This is a genomic window from Helicobacter pylori (assembly GCF_011140715.1).
In the GTDB taxonomy this organism is placed as follows: Bacteria; Campylobacterota; Campylobacteria; order Campylobacterales; family Helicobacteraceae; genus Helicobacter; species Helicobacter pylori_DA.
The window spans coordinates 1-14,243 of sequence record NZ_SFZZ01000012.1 but is presented as its reverse complement, the minus strand read 5'-3'; the positions used below and the strand labels follow the sequence as shown (position 1 = coordinate 14,243).

Here is a 14,243-nt window from a genome sequence, read left to right as displayed (position 1 = left end):
TTGTAGGGCTAAAACTTGTAAAATGTGAAAAAAAAGACGCATAAAATGCTAAAATCCGCAAAAACACTGTGTGTTTAGATTAGAAGTTTAAAATTAGGAACGGAAGTATCTGTTTTAAATTTTGAATAGGGAGTTTCTATCACTATGGTATTGAAAACAAAATTAAAAATTATAAGCTCGGTGATTTTGAGCACTTTATTGTGGGTGGGTTGTTCAAGCGAAATGGCAACTTATCAAAATGTGAATGATGCCACTAAAAATACGACTGCAAGTATTAACAGCACGGATTTATTGCTAACCGCTAACGCGATGTTAGATTCCATGTTTAGCGACCCTAATTTTGAGCAACTCAAGGGCAAGCATTTGATTGAAGTTTCAGATGTTATTAACGACACCACGCAGCCCAATTTGGATATGAATCTTTTGACGACTGAAATTGCGCGGCAGTTGCGGTTGCGATCTAATGGGAGGTTCAATATCACAAGGGCGAGTGGAGGAAGTGGCATTGCAGCCGATAGCCGAATGGTGAAACAGCGCGAAAAAGAACGAGAGAGCGAAGAGTATAATCAAGACACCACTGTAGAAAAAGGCACTTTAAAAGCCGCTGATTTATCTTTAAGTGGTAAAGTATCTAGTATCGCAGCCTCTATTAGTAGTTCTAGGCAGCGCTTGGACTACGACTTCACCCTAAGCCTTACCAACAGGAAAACGGGTGAAGAGGTATGGAGCGATGTTAAGCCTATTGTGAAAAATGCTAGCAATAAGCGTATGTTTTAAATTTATATTTGAAAGGATGAGCGATGAAAAATCAAGTTAAAAAAATTTTAGGGATGAGTGTGATAGCAGCGATGGTGATCGTAGGTTGTAGCCATGCCCCAAAATCAGGTATCAGTAAAAGCAATAAGGCTTACAAAGAAGCGACTAAAGGTGCTCCTGATTGGGTTGTAGGGGATTTGGAAAAAGTGGCGAAGTATGAAAAATATTCAGGGGTCTTTTTAGGAAGGGCTGAGGATTTGATCACTAATAATGATGTGGATTATTCTACTAACCAGGCTACAGCGAAGGCTAGGGCTAATTTAGCGGCGAATCTAAAATCCACTTTACAAAAAGATTTGGAAAATGAAAAAACCAGAACGGTAGATGCTTCTGGTAAAAGGTCCATAAGCGGCACTGATACTGAAAAAATTTCTCAATTAGTGGATAAGGAATTGATCGCTTCTAAAATGCTCGCCCGCTATGTCGGTAAAGATAGGGTTTTTGTTTTAGTGGGCTTGGATAAGCAAATTGTGGATAAAGTGCGCGAAGAGTTAGGCATGGTTAAAAAGTAGGGTTTTAATGAAACGCCTTGCTATCGCACTTGTTTTGGTGTTGGGGTTTGTGTGGGGGAAATCCTTGCCTAAGTGGGCAAAAGATTGCTCAAAAGAGATGCGGATTGAAAAGACCCAAACCAAAGATGAAAAAATTTTAGTGTGTGGGATGAGCGATATATTGCTTTCAGATATGGATTATAGCTTGTCCTCAGCCAGACAAAACGCCTTAGAGAAAGTGATGGAAGCTTTCAAGGGGGATAAAGTAGAGATTAAGGCTAGTGAGCTAAAGGCCACTTTTATTGATACGGATAAAGTTTATGTGCTTCTAAGGATTACTAAGAAGCATGTCGCTTTAATGAATGAGTGAGGATTGATAATGAAAAAGATTATTCTTGCATGCCTTGTGGCTTTTGTGGGTGCCAATTTAAGCGCAGAGCCTAAGTGGTATAGCAAGGCCTATAACAAAACAAACACCCAAAAAGGCTATCTTTATGGGAGTGGTTCAGCCACTTCTAAAGAGGCTTCTAAACAAAAAGCGTTAGCGGATTTAGTGGCGTCTATTAGCGTGGTGGTCAATTCACAAATCCATATTCAAAAAAGTCGTGTGGATAATAAGTTAAAATCCAGTGATTCGCAAACGATTAATTTAAAAACCGATGACTTGGAATTGAATAATGTAGAAATTGTCAATCAAGAAGCGCAAAAAGGGATCTACTACACCAGAGTAAGGATCAATCAAAACTTGTTTTTGCAGGGTTTAAGGGATAAGTATAACGCTCTTTATGGGCAGTTTTCCACCTTAATGCCTAAGGTTTGTAAAGGGGTTTTTTTACAGCAATCCAAGAGCATGGGGGATTTATTGGCTAAAGCGGCGCCTATGGAAAGGATTTTAAAAGCGTATTCTGTCCCAGTGAGTTCGTTAGAAAATTATGAAAAAATCTACTATCAAAACGCTTTCAAGCCTAAAGTGCGAATCGCTTTTGATGATAACAGCGACGCAGAGATTAAAAACGCTCTCATGAGCGCTTATGCCAGAGTGCTAACCCCTAGCGATGAAGAAAAACTCTATCAAATCAAAAATGAAGTTTTCACAGACAGCGCTAATGGCATCACACGCATTAGAGTGGTTGTTAGCGCGAGCGATTGTCAAGGCACGCCCGTATTGAATAGAAGTCTTGAAGTGGATGAGAAGAATAAGAATTTTGCTATCACGCGCTTGCAATCTTTGCTTTATAAAAAATTGAAAGATTATGCCAATAAAGAAGGGCAGGGCAATACGGGGCTATAAGCAGGGTATTAATCTTGCTTTATGCTTATTCATTCAGTTTTGTAGCGTTGTTGTTTTGTGTGGTGTTTTGCACCTATTAAAATAATCCCCTAAAAGTTCATGGCTTTTGTTCTCGCCAAATAAACTAAAACACATTATTCAATACTCTTTATCCCACACACTCACCTTAACACACCCACTAAAAACTAAAACCCGCAAAAACTAAAATCTTTTTTAAGAGCCTACGCAAGCGAGCTTATTTGAAAAAACCGAATGATTTTGGGCGTTCAAAATCCTCAAACCCCCTAGCTCACTTATTTGTCCCAAATCTAACTAACATTTTTAAAAGCTAACGCAATTTTAATTTTTGTAACTTCCTAAAAAAGGGCGTTTGAGAACGAAAGGAAAAAGAAAACAGAGAACAAACAAATGAGACGGAAAAAAGCTTCAACGAGCTTAAAGAAATCACGCAAGCGATACAAGAACAAAAAGAGCGAACACTAACGCCCACGCTTAAAACAGCGTACAAAACAGAACCAAAACCGCCTAGCAATATAACAGACGCTAAAAAGAGCGTTTTAGAGTCAATAGGGAGTTAAAGCCAATTTTTAACCCTTAGAAAATCCATCCGTAATTAAAAAACACTTTAAAATGACTGCCCCCTTCATTGAGGGTGATAGAATTGGTAGTTGTGCCATCGCTAGAAACGACCCTAGATTTCAATTGGACTAAAGGAACGCTAATGCCTATAGAATATTTAGAATGCTTGTAGCGGTAATTCAACCCACCGGTCACATTCAAATTACCGCTCCCTTTGTATTGGTTCAACAAATAATAGCTGTTGTATAAGCCCCTCAACCCCCCAAACACCCCAAGAGAGGAAGTGAAAACCCTCTTAGTTAGATTGTTTTTAGGGTTCTTTTCGTTAGTGTAATTGGTGATGAAATCAAACAGCACATCCATTCCCACACCATAGCTTAATTGCTGGATTTTTTCGTTGTTGGCTTGAGCGTAGTTGTATTTGATAATACCATAAGAAGACAACCCTAGATAATCATTAAAATATTTTTGATAGCCCATTTTAAGATTGACGCCTAATAAGGGGACTCCAAAGGGCCGTGAGATTTTTGAAGTGCGATAGGTGGTAGCACTAGATTTAGAAGATGAAAGGCTTTGACTGATCGCGCTAAGCATAGTGGTTGCAAAATCTTGCGTGTTCAAACTGGCGTTTAAATAGTTGGGTTGACTGCTCAAATTAGTAAAATCCACCGGTAGGGCGTTTTGATCAATGAGTTGTTGCCAAACAGCGCTGGTAACGCCTATAAGCCCGGCGGGGACTTGAGAGCAATCGGTATAAATGGAATTAGGATAGCTGCCCGCTGTATAGGGCTTATCTTTAAAACGAGAACACACATCATAGGTAGAGCCATCGGTGTCTCGCACTTCATGCCCGTTGTCAAACACTTGCACTTCTTGCCCATTCACTTGCTCTATCCTCCCGCCCTGACAGCGCTCTTCTGGCCCATTGTTTTCTTCGCACATGCGCACTCTTTGATAAGTCATGTTCCCGTTATGCGTATAGCCTAAAGTATGGCCGTATTCATGGATGATGTCTCTTAATTGCATGATGGCGACTTTATTCAATTCTTTGCCAAATAGTATTTCAGGGTCTAAGAAAGGAGACAATATCCCTAAAGCGCCAAAATTGGTGCCATCATCGCCTGGGCCATTCGGGCCACCATATTGAGACCCTAACCCTAAATCCCCTCCTCTTGTGGGCAAGAGATTCACATAAAGATTATTAGCGACTCTATAGCTATAGATAACATCTTGCGGCGTCAATATCACTGAGCCTGTTTGCCCGTTTTCTATATTGTATTCATCTCCTTTATTTTTAGCGATCAATTTAGGATCAACAAGCCCATCGTTGTAAGGGTTCACGCATGTAGAATAATCAGAATAACATGGCGCTGAAAGGTTGTTGTCGCTAAATTGGAAAGGAGCGTTTAAGACGGCGTCTTCCCAAGATTTAGAATCAAACACCGCCATCATGTTCAGCATTAAATTGGTCAAATTTTTAGCGTCTTGAGAGGTGAAAGGCGGCACTTTAGCCACGCAATTTTCTTGGTTTTCGTATGGGGGGCATGGGGGTTTAGAACCAGTGCCGTTACCGCTAGAAAATTGGTTGTAATTGATATAAGTCATTTGAAGATTGGTTGTAACCTTACTGAGCTTGTTAAACAGATTCTGCGTGCTGGCATCAGAAAATCGTGTGGTGGCGGTTTGGAGTTGTTGGAAGCCATCGGCGTTAAGTTGCGGGTCGTTAAACAAGCTTGCGGGCAGAATGATTTGAGATTGTTTAGGGATAGTCTCTATCACGCCCAAACTGACCACATTGCCTTGATCGTCCGTGTAACTCAGCTCAATGTTGTTCAAGTTATAAGGCAAGAAGTTTTGTATCATAATCAAGCTGTTATTACCATAGCCTGCTTCCTCAGCGCTTTCTTGGTTATAAGCGGTTACATACACAGGGTTTTGAGAGTAAAAGGTTAAGTTGGTGATATTATCCTCTGCAAACAACTCAGTCGCATTCTTTAAAATGGTGCTTTGGGAGATGTAGTATTTCCCATAGGTGCTTTGAGGGGTAATGGGTTTTGGTTTGGGTTTGGGTTTTTCTTGAGTGGTGGCGATGGTTTGTTCTTGAGTTTGTGTGCCTTGTAATAGCCCGGTTTCAAACCCGGCTTCTATAAAAAAGCCGTCTTTTTGGTGTTTTTGAAAGGCTTCTACAGCGGTGAATGAGCTGATTAGGGATAAACAAATCGTTTTACTGGCGAGTTTTAGCATGGAATCTCCTTAATGGTCTTTTTTAACATTTTTACTCAAAAGTAGTTGATAGCATGTATATATTTTAAACTAGCCTATTTTACCCCTTTTTGAAAAATGGCAGTATGGTTTTTGCAAATACGGATACTAAACGGTGCTAATGGGTAAAAAAGTCTTAAAAAGTAGCACTAAAGGGGTTTTAATCCATGCTTTAAGCGATTTCATTTGCCTAAGCAAAATTCGCTGAACATGCTATCAAGCATTTGGCTGGTTTCATAAGGGCGGGTGAGCAAGTTCAAGTTTTCTATCGCGCTTAAAATATGATAAGAAAAAAGCTCCAAAGTTTCTAAATGGTTTTTAGCGTTTTGCAATTCAGTAATGGCGTTTTCTAGGGCGGTTGTTTGGGCTATGGAAGTGAGCAAGAGCTTGTTTTGAGTGTCTAGTTTGGGGAAAAAAGCGCTGATTTTTTGGCCCAAATCTTTCAAACAAGCCTTGGAATTTAGGGTGTTAGTTTCTAGGATAGAATAAGGGATTTTAAGATAAGATTTTAAAATTTCAAGCTCTAGTTTGGGGGCTAGATCGTTTTTATTCAAAACGACAATACAAGGCTTTTTGGCGCGATTAAGGGTGTCCATAAGGTTAAAATCTTCTTTTTCTAGGGGTTTAGAAAGATCAAACACGCCCAAAATAATGTCGCAATTTTCTAAACTTTTAAGGCTTTTTTCAATCCCTAAGCGCTCTATTTTATCCGCGCTCTCTCTAATGCCAGCCGTATCAATCAAGCGCACCTTATGCCCTTTTAGTTCAATGACTTCTTCTATGGTGTCTCTTGTTGTGCCTTTAATGTCGCTCACTAAAGCCCTTTCTTCTAAAAGCATGGCGTTTAATAGGGAGCTTTTGCCGGCATTGGGTTTGCCAACAATGCTTAAGGCATGCCCCTTATTCCTTTGTTTTTGTGCGTTAGAAAAATCCAATAAGTCTTTAAAAGAGGCGATTTGTTTTTCTAAATTAAGAGATACTTCCTTTAAAAAATCGCTAGGGATGTCTTCTTCGCTATAATCAATCAAAACTTCTGAGCTGGCTAAAAGCTTTAAAAGATCGTTCCTGGCCTCTTCAATAAAAATTTTTAACTCGCCCTTAAGCTGCCTGGCTAGAGCGTTTAAAACGCTTTCGTCTTCACAAAGGATGAGCTGAACGCTCGCTTCAATCTCGCTCAAATCCATTTTATGGTTTAAAAAGGCTTTTTTGCTAAATTCCCCCGCTTTAGCGAGCCTAGCCCCTAAATTCAAGCAAGCTTGAAGGATATTTTGCGCTAAAAGGGGGCTTCCATGACATTGGATTTCGCACACATCTTCACCGGTGAAACTATAGGGGGCTTTGAAATAAATGACTAACGCTTTGTCCAATAAAACGCCATTAGAAAAAATGTCGCACACGTAAGCGTATCTGGGGGTGAAGTCTTGTTTTTGGGTGAGTTGTTTGAGGATGTTTAGGGCGTTATGGCCGCTGATTTTAATGATGCTAATCGCTCCCTTGCCTAAAGGGGTAGCGATAGCGGCGATGGTGTCATTCATTGTTAAAGTCGTTGATGACGATGTATTTTTCATCGTTTAAATTGGTTTTGATAGAAACATACTTATTAGGGAACGCTTTTCGTAGTTTCTTTAAAGCGATATAGGTTAAAACGCCATCAGGGGCTTTCATCTGCCCCTTACCCACTTCATGCACGGTCATGATCGTGCTTTGGAGTTGTGCTTCCATGACCTTTTCTTGGTTTTGTAAAAAAGTGGAAATTTCTAAGCGGATACTATAGCCATAAGCAGGGTGGATCCAGTTAAAGAGCAAGTAAGAAAGGGCTTTGTAACGATAACCTTTCTCGCCAATTAAAAGAGCGGAATCTTCGCCATCAATATCAATCAATAAAACTCCCGGTTCGTAAAGACTCACTTCCACTTTGTTGATTTTATAAGGCAAGTGGGAGAATAAGTCTTTCAATTCTTGCTTAATCTCATGGAGCTTGTCTCCGCCATGAGATTCTTCTTTAAGGGTTTTTTTAGGGGGTTTAGGGGTGATTCTTTCTTCTTGCGGTGTTTCTGTTTCTAAGTTTTGTTTTTTTTCTTCTGCGCTTTGATGGATTCCTTTCGTGTCAATTTCTTTAACGCTTTCTTCTTTAACCTCTTTAACGCTTTCTTTAACGCTCGCTAAAATAATGGCTTCTTTTTTACCTATATTTAAAAAACCTTTAGAGGGCGTTTGAACGACTTCATATTGCAAATTAATGATGGGGCAATTCAAGGCGATAGAAGCTTGAATGAGGGCTTCTTCTAAGGTTTTGGCTTTGATTTCAATAGGATTTTGCATCAATTTTCCTTTATTATTCCTTTATGTTTTGAGCATGCGCGCGTTTTTTGTTTTCTAAGACTTTATTAATGATGAGTTGCTGTAACACCGAAAGGATGTTGTTTGTGGTCCAATACAAAACTAACCCTGCAGGGAAAGTGATTAAAAAGATCGTGAATAATAGGGGCAAGAGTTTAAAAATCTTTGCTTGCATGGGATCGGTCATGGTGTTTGGCGTAACGCTCTGGTGCCAATACATAGACGCTCCCATAAGAAGCGGTAAAATAAAATACGGATCCATGATGGATAAGTCATGAATCCATAGAATCCATTCTGAGCTTTTCAATTCCACGGCGTTATAAAGCACTCTATAAATCGCAAAAAACACCGGGATTTGTAAGATCAAGGGCAGACAACCCCCTAGCGGGTTAGCCCCATGTTTTTTGTAAAGCTGCATCATGTGGGCTTGCAACTTTTGGGGTTCGCCCTTGTATTTTTCTTGGAGTTCTTTCATTTTAGGGGCTAATTCCTTGAGTTTTTGCATGCTCACCATGCCCTTATAGCTTAAAGGATAAAGGATAATGCGCACGATAATCGTTAAAAAAATGATAGCCCAACCCCAATTGCCCACAAATTGATACAAATAATCCAATAAAACAAACACGCCTTTAGCAAAAAAAGTGATCAAGCCATACTCTATCACATCCGTGAGCATGGGTGAAATCGCTTTCAAAGAGCGGTAATCCTTGGGGCCAATATAGCCATGCAAATCCGCTTCATTTTTAAGGGAAATGAACCCTAAAGGGTTTTTAGTGCCGATTTCTGAATCAATTAAGGCTTCAAAACCTTGAGGATCTTTGGTGAAAAGCAAGGTGGTGAAATACCTATCCACGCTGGATAAAAAGAGGGTGTTAGAAAAGCGTTTGATTTCTTTAGCGTCTTTATCTTCAATTTTTTCAATTTTTTTGTCGGTATTTTCTAAAAGCACGCCTGAAAAGGTGTAGCTGTCTAAATCAGCCACCGGCCTGTAACCATTGGTGATGACATAGCTAGGGATAAGGTTATTAGGCGATTTGAATGCGATTTTTAAATCATAATGCAAATCATCATAAAAAGTCAGGGTTTTAATGATGCTAAGATCGCCTAAATCTTGGGTTAAAACGAGCTGTTCGTTAGGCCCAAGAGTGGTTTTTGAAGCGCTATAAGGGGTGTTGAACGCTTTGTTATTGAGCGTAGGGTCTAAAAAACGCACTTCTAAAGGCTTGAGTTTATCGGCTGCTAAAAGGGGGAGTTCTTTTAGGGGGGTTTGCGGGTTAGCTTTGGGGTTAAAAAGATGGCTCACATGCTCTAAAAAGCCCTTTTGTTTGGGGGTTAGGTATTTTTTATCCTTGAGATAAACCTGTTTGATGCGCCCTAAAGAATCAATTTCAATCCTGGCATGCTCAAAAGAAATCGTGCTTAACAAACTCTCTTGGGGGATGGTTTGAGTAACGCTAAAATGTTGGGCGTTGGGCGCGTTAGGACTTGTTGCTGTATGGTTGTTGGTTGTTTCTTGCTTTGTGGTTTGGGTTGTTGTTTTGTTTGGTTTTTGGAAAAAATAGCTATAAAGAGCGATAAACAAGAAAGACAGAGCGATCGCTAAAATCAAGCGGAGATTATTATTGTTGTTTCTATCCATTGTGATTAAACCTTAATGATGTAGTAAGTTGTGCGGCTTTTGGTGGGAATGAGCCAAAAAGTGATGGTTTTAAAATTGCGGTTAAAATCTTTATGAGATTGGATCAGGCTTGGGCGTTTCAAGCGAGTAGTAGGGTAAGCAATGCCCCCAGAGCAAAAAGGGTTGCATGAGAGTATCCTTATAGCGATCTTACCTATGGCAATTAGGGGGCTTTCAAAAGAGAGCAACCATAGAGCGTAGTTGGAGCAAGTGGGGTAAAACCGGCAACTTGAAGGGGTGAAAGCCGAAAAAAAGCGTTGGTAACCCCTAATTGATGCCGTAAAAATCGCGCTCAAAAAAGGCGTTTTATGGTTTCGCATAGGTATGAGTCATTCCTTTTTTCAAGCCTTTCAAGGCTTTGTTCATATAGTTTTTAATGGAAGTTAGCATTTCTAAAAAATGTTTTTCTAAAGCCCAAAAATCCAAATGGCAACAATCGCTTCTAGGCACAAACACCAAAGCAAGCCCTTGACAAAGAGCGGCATGCTTTAATGTAAGCGAACGCAAACGGCGTTTGATAAGGTTTCGTTTCACGGCGTTGCCGACTTTTTTGGACACGCTCAAGCCTAATAAATAAAGCGTTTTTTTGTCTTTAAGCCTACAAGAGAGCGGATCTTTAAAGCCCTCTTTTCCTTTTAGCGACTCTTTTGACAAATCCAAAACAAAGAGCGAAAAAAAAGGGTTATGCTTTTTAAAACCTTTTCTATAAACCCTATCAAACTCGCTCTTGTTTTTTAAAGAGTCATAGGGTTTAGACGGAAAGCTTTTTTCTGCCCTTAGCTCGTCTGGCATTAATCACCTTGCGCCCGTTTTTGGTTTTCATTCTCACAAGAAAGCCATGGGTTCGCTTTCTTGGTGTGTTGTGTGGTTGGTAAGTGCGTTTCATTTAAAACTCCCTTGATAAAAATTAAACATAAACACAGATTTTAGCTAAAGAATGCTAAAAATTGACTAAAACTAATTTTTTTGATTCTTTTTATCTTCAACAAGAATGTAAAGCTGCTTCAGATTGTTCGTTTGCAATAAATCCACCACTTTGATAAAGTTATCCAAATTGCTTTTCTTATCGCCTTGCAAGACAATAGGGGTGTCTTTAGCCAAAGTGGAAACCTTGTGTTTTAAATTTTCAAAGCTGATTTCTTTATCGTCAAAATAGAAAGAGCCTTTATTAGAAATGGCGATCGTAACTTGTTTTTTGTCCAACACGTCTTTAGAATCAGTGCTGTCCTTATCCACTTGAGGAATGCTAATAGGGAGCTTTGAAGTTTGCACAAAAGACGCGGTTGTAAGCACGATCACTAACAACACAAGCATGATGTCAATGAAAGGCACCACATTCATGGATTCTACTTTTTTCACCGCTTAATCCTTAGGCTTTGTTATAAATCTCATGGGATTGCGTGTCAACCGGGTGGTGGAAAATATCCCATTTAGTGACTAAAATCTCGCTTTTTCTCACGAGCAAATTATAGATCACAATCGCAGGGATCGCTACCAATAACCCCATGCCAGTCGCTTTTAAAGCAAGGGCTAAATTAGTCATGATCGCTTTAGTGTCAATGCCAGAAGCGGATCCTAAATCCATAAAAGTGAGCATGATCCCCATAACCGTTCCTAAAAGGCCAATATAAGGGGCGTTAGAGCCAATCGTGGCCACTAAAGTCAGTCGTTTGTGTAGGGCTAGCTCTAATTTACGCCTGTCTGTGTAGTCATCTACACGAAGAGTGGCAAAAAACCACAACCTTTCTATTGCGATCGCTATAACGATGACTGATAAAAAGATCAAAAACCCTATAACCCCATAATCTACCATTTCTTTCATTATTGTCCTTTAAAGTGGTGTTTTAAATCAGCAAGAATTTCTTTATTGAGCGCTTTTTCTTTAAGACTTTGTCTTTTGTCGTGCAATCTTTTTCCTTTCACTAAAGCAATTTGGATTTTAGCTCTATTTCTTTGGTTAAAATACAATTTCAATCCTACGATACTCAAGCGTTCTTTAGACGCTTCAATCTGCCATTTCAATAATTGCTTTTTGTGTAAAAGCAACTTACGCTCTCGCCTTTCATTGGGCTTGTAATACGCATGGATTGTATCTAAATATGATATATGAACACCAAATAAAAAAGCTTCTCCTTTGATTATTTTAACAAAATTATCTTTTAAATTCACCCTAGTTTGCCTCAAAGCCTTCACTTCAGAGCCTAAAAGCGCTAATCCCGCTTCTAAAGTTTCCAAAATTTCATAGTCAAAATAGGCTTTTTTATTGCTGGCAATGAGTTTCATTCGCCCCCTTTTTGCATAGGCTTTAGCCTAAAAAACGCGCTCCCGCTCCCGCTAAAAAACCACTCCTTGCCTAATTCGCTTTCTATACCTCTTAAAGCTTGGTTAGTGAGTAAAGCCGGCTTTAAAAGATCGTTTAATTCGCTTCTGTCATAAGTCTTTAGGCATTCTAAACTCGGTTTTTTAAGCCACTCTTTAGCTTGAGAAAAACAAGATTCAGGCTTATAAGCTTGATAAATGGCTTTGGTGCTGCAAAAAACATGGTTTGGTGCATAGATTTCTAGGCGATTTTCTAAAGGCTCTTCTTCAAAATTTTCAACAACTTCGCCATAAGAAGTGGCGTTAGCGCTTTTGTGTTGCGAGATGAAAAAGTTGGTGTCTGTGCCCACTAAAGATCCCATGCGATAAAGCTCTTCTGAACTCAAACGCCAGTCAAAAATTTGATTCAAATGATACAATAGCCCCCCAGCATCAGCGCTCCCACCGCCTAACCCGGCTTGAGTGGGGATGTTTTTTTCCACTTCAATCGCTAGGGTGTCTAGGGATTTGATTGTGGAATGAGAGAAATTTTTTGATTTTAAAAAATTTTTTAAAATTTGGAGGGCTTTAAAGAGCGAGTTTTCTTCTAAAGGGCAGTCAAAATCCCCTTTTAGCGAAAAGGAAAGCGCGCTTTTGACACTGATAATATCTTTGAATTTATCTTTGACCAAGCACATGCGAGAAATGATCTTATGGTAAGCCCCTTCTTTGTGAAGGATTTTTAAAAAAATATTGACTTTAGGATAAACTTCAAAGGCATGCATCAAGGCTTAATGACCTTTTTGATGTTTTCTAACAAGCTTTCATCTACGGAGACAGAAGCTTTTTGGTTTTCGCTCACAATGGCCTCTTTGAGTTCAGTGCGCAAAATAAGGGTGCTTTCAGGCGCTTCAAACCCTAAACGCACACTCCCTCTATCTATGGAAATGACTTTAATGTGGATGTTATCATCAATGACAATCCCTTCATTAACTTTGCGGCTGAGTATGAGCATGTCTAATTTCTTGTTCCTTATAGAGAAGAGCTAAACACAACGCTCTCTATAATATCGCCCTGTTTGATTTTATCCAAGACATTAAGGCCTTCTGTGTTTTTGATTTTGCCAAATACGGTGTGCTCGCCATCTAAATGGGGCAAATCCACAAAACACAAGAAAAATTGACTCCCCCCTGTATCTCTTCCGGCATGCGCCATAGAGAGTGAGCCTCTTTTGTGCTTGTTGGGGTTATGGGCCACTTCGCATTTAATGCGGTGTCCTGGCCCGCCTGTGCCTGTGCCATAAGGGCAACCTCCTTGAGCCACAAAGCCTGCGATCACACGATGGAAGCTAAGCCCATCATAAAAACCCTCTTTAGCTAAAGCCACAAAGTTACTCACCGCTTGGGGCGCATCTTTATAAAAAAGCTCTAAAGCGATATTGCCTTTATTGGTTTTGATCGTGGCGTAAGCGGTTTTTGCAAGCTCTTCTTCTTTAATTTCATAAGTTTTAATTGGATCCATCATAAACCTTTGCGATAAGCTTTTGTCATTCAAATGATCTATTATAGCAATAAATTAAAACAAATGGTATTTTGGCCGATAGTGTTGTAGGATACTTTTGAAATTTAAGCGGTAAGTTTTGATGATGGCGTTTTGGCATAAAAGATTAGCGGTGGGTTGTTGTATCGTTTTATTTTCATGCATGATGAACGCTAATAACATCCAAATCGTTAGAGACGATTCACCCCTTGATCCAACGCTCCCTGCATGGGTTTATTCTGTTGCGTTATTGAAAGTGTATTTTAGCGATGGGACTTATAAAGAAGGCTATGCGACTTTGCTAGAAAACGGGCGTTATATCGCTTCTTCTGAAACGCTTTATTCTAATGGCTTGTACCCTAAAATGATTTTAGCCAAAATGCAAGACAGCAGCGCTAGAGAACTGATTTGTATAGCCAGTTTGCGCCTTGAAGCGATAGATAGGGATCAAGGGCTTTCGCTTTTAAAAACCGCCGATTTTAGAGACGATTATTGCCATAAAAGAGAAGAGAGCTATTATCATGCAAGGATTTATGCCAAATACGCTCAAACTTTTCATTCAAATCCCTATACCAATCAAAAAACACCCAACTCTGATCTCTACTACCCAGCGTTAAATGAGGGGAATTCTTTTTCCATACAGACAACGGATATTTCTGTGGCTGAACTTTTGAAATCTAAAAAGTTTCTTTCGCTTGATAGTTCTTTTAAAAAGGGGAGCGTGTTGTGGGGAGGGAGACCTTATTTTAGCGAAGTGGGGGAGTTTATGGGAATGGCTAGCAGCACTTTAGAAAACCACGAAAGTTTAGTGATTATCCCTAAAGAAAAGATCGTGCAATTTTTAAGCGCTCTAAAAAATCAAAATATTTTCCCAAACATTCCCTAGATTTAAGCAAACCTTAAGCTTTCTATGACTATACTTTCATTTCCTTGTTTCAGTAAGGGCTTT

19 protein-coding genes are annotated in these 14,243 nt (G+C 39.5%); 5 read left to right on the top strand and 14 right to left on the bottom strand.

The features are described from left to right. Positions 1–144 precede the first annotated feature (144 nt). From lpoB to EWZ81_RS01200, 4 genes are read left to right on the top strand one after another with little or no spacing between them, the layout of a single operon-like run. Positions 145–777, top strand: coding sequence for a penicillin-binding protein activator LpoB (gene lpoB, locus EWZ81_RS01215; RefSeq protein ID WP_000243401.1), 633 nt, complete (start codon positions 145–147; stop codon positions 775–777). A 23-nt stretch (positions 778–800) separates the two neighbouring features. Continuing rightward, complete coding sequence (locus EWZ81_RS01210; RefSeq protein ID WP_000795968.1) at positions 801–1,328, top strand: LPP20 family lipoprotein; 528 nt, start codon at positions 801–803, stop codon at positions 1,326–1,328. Positions 1,329–1,335: 7 nt separating this feature from the next. Then, entirely contained in the window at positions 1,336–1,677 is a 342-nt protein-coding gene (locus EWZ81_RS01205; protein WP_000824761.1) for a hypothetical protein, read from the top strand. A gap of 9 nt (positions 1,678–1,686) precedes the next feature. Further along, the gene (locus tag EWZ81_RS01200; protein ID WP_165548752.1) at positions 1,687–2,598 is read left to right on the top strand and encodes an LPP20 family lipoprotein; all 912 of its coding nucleotides are present in this window, start codon (positions 1,687–1,689) and stop codon (positions 2,596–2,598) included. Between the two features lie 328 nt (positions 2,599–2,926). Here EWZ81_RS01200 and EWZ81_RS08655 read toward each other — a convergent pair whose 3' ends face one another. The 14 genes from EWZ81_RS08655 to EWZ81_RS01135 form a co-directional block, all read right to left on the bottom strand. Then, positions 2,927–3,106 (bottom strand): hypothetical protein, encoded by a 180-nt coding sequence (locus EWZ81_RS08655; RefSeq protein WP_331458897.1) that lies wholly within the window; start codon positions 3,104–3,106, stop codon positions 2,927–2,929. An 86-nt stretch (positions 3,107–3,192) separates the two neighbouring features. Continuing rightward, the gene (locus EWZ81_RS01195) at positions 3,193–5,421 is read right to left on the bottom strand and encodes an outer membrane beta-barrel protein (protein WP_165548751.1); all 2,229 of its coding nucleotides are present in this window, start codon (positions 5,419–5,421) and stop codon (positions 3,193–3,195) included. Positions 5,422–5,621: 200 nt separating this feature from the next. Continuing rightward, positions 5,622–6,974, bottom strand: a complete 1,353-nt coding sequence (gene mnmE, locus EWZ81_RS01190; RefSeq protein WP_165548750.1) for a tRNA uridine-5-carboxymethylaminomethyl(34) synthesis GTPase MnmE — start codon at positions 6,972–6,974, stop codon at positions 5,622–5,624. Next, positions 6,967–7,761 carry a Jag N-terminal domain-containing protein gene (locus tag EWZ81_RS01185; protein ID WP_079340632.1) on the bottom strand — a complete coding sequence of 265 codons (795 nt, stop codon included), beginning with the start codon at positions 7,759–7,761 and terminating at the stop codon, positions 6,967–6,969. Before EWZ81_RS01185 ends, mnmE begins: the two co-directional genes overlap by 8 nt. 13 nt (positions 7,762–7,774) lie before the next feature. Further along, on the bottom strand, positions 7,775–9,418 hold the full coding sequence (yidC, locus tag EWZ81_RS01180) for a membrane protein insertase YidC (protein ID WP_165548749.1): 1,644 nt from the start codon (positions 9,416–9,418) through the stop codon (positions 7,775–7,777). 5 nt (positions 9,419–9,423) lie between these two features. After that, a complete protein-coding gene (gene yidD, locus EWZ81_RS01175; RefSeq protein ID WP_165548748.1) occupies positions 9,424–9,777 on the bottom strand; it encodes a membrane protein insertion efficiency factor YidD in 354 nt (117 codons plus the stop codon). Then, entirely contained in the window at positions 9,764–10,249 is a 486-nt protein-coding gene (gene rnpA, locus EWZ81_RS01170) for a ribonuclease P protein component (RefSeq protein WP_165548747.1), read from the bottom strand. The genes yidD and rnpA overlap by 14 nt, the downstream gene beginning before the upstream one ends. Further along, a complete protein-coding gene (gene rpmH, locus EWZ81_RS01165) occupies positions 10,209–10,343 on the bottom strand; it encodes a 50S ribosomal protein L34 (protein WP_001847286.1) in 135 nt (44 codons plus the stop codon). Before rpmH ends, rnpA begins: the two co-directional genes overlap by 41 nt. 71 nt (positions 10,344–10,414) lie before the next feature. Then, on the bottom strand, positions 10,415–10,816 hold the full coding sequence (locus EWZ81_RS01160; RefSeq protein WP_000755082.1) for an ExbD/TolR family protein: 402 nt from the start codon (positions 10,814–10,816) through the stop codon (positions 10,415–10,417). A 10-nt stretch (positions 10,817–10,826) separates the two neighbouring features. Further along, the gene (exbB, locus tag EWZ81_RS01155; protein ID WP_024751164.1) at positions 10,827–11,279 is read right to left on the bottom strand and encodes a TonB-system energizer ExbB; all 453 of its coding nucleotides are present in this window, start codon (positions 11,277–11,279) and stop codon (positions 10,827–10,829) included. Next, positions 11,279–11,740 carry an SsrA-binding protein gene (gene smpB / locus EWZ81_RS01150; protein WP_165548746.1) on the bottom strand — a complete coding sequence of 154 codons (462 nt, stop codon included), beginning with the start codon at positions 11,738–11,740 and terminating at the stop codon, positions 11,279–11,281. The genes exbB and smpB overlap by 1 nt, the downstream gene beginning before the upstream one ends. Continuing rightward, the gene (locus EWZ81_RS01145; protein ID WP_165548745.1) at positions 11,737–12,540 is read right to left on the bottom strand and encodes a 4-(cytidine 5'-diphospho)-2-C-methyl-D-erythritol kinase; all 804 of its coding nucleotides are present in this window, start codon (positions 12,538–12,540) and stop codon (positions 11,737–11,739) included. The genes smpB and EWZ81_RS01145 overlap by 4 nt, the downstream gene beginning before the upstream one ends. After that, positions 12,540–12,770, bottom strand: coding sequence for a carbon storage regulator (locus EWZ81_RS01140; protein ID WP_060758328.1), 231 nt, complete (start codon positions 12,768–12,770; stop codon positions 12,540–12,542). The genes EWZ81_RS01145 and EWZ81_RS01140 overlap by 1 nt, the downstream gene beginning before the upstream one ends. A 17-nt stretch (positions 12,771–12,787) precedes the next feature. Further along, positions 12,788–13,276 carry a peptidylprolyl isomerase gene (locus EWZ81_RS01135; protein ID WP_017281049.1) on the bottom strand — a complete coding sequence of 163 codons (489 nt, stop codon included), beginning with the start codon at positions 13,274–13,276 and terminating at the stop codon, positions 12,788–12,790. Between the two features lie 124 nt (positions 13,277–13,400). On the opposite strand from EWZ81_RS01135, the gene EWZ81_RS01130 reads away from it, so the two are divergent. Continuing rightward, a complete protein-coding gene (locus tag EWZ81_RS01130; RefSeq protein WP_165548744.1) occupies positions 13,401–14,180 on the top strand; it encodes a hypothetical protein in 780 nt (259 codons plus the stop codon). Positions 14,181–14,243: the final 63 nt, after the last annotated feature.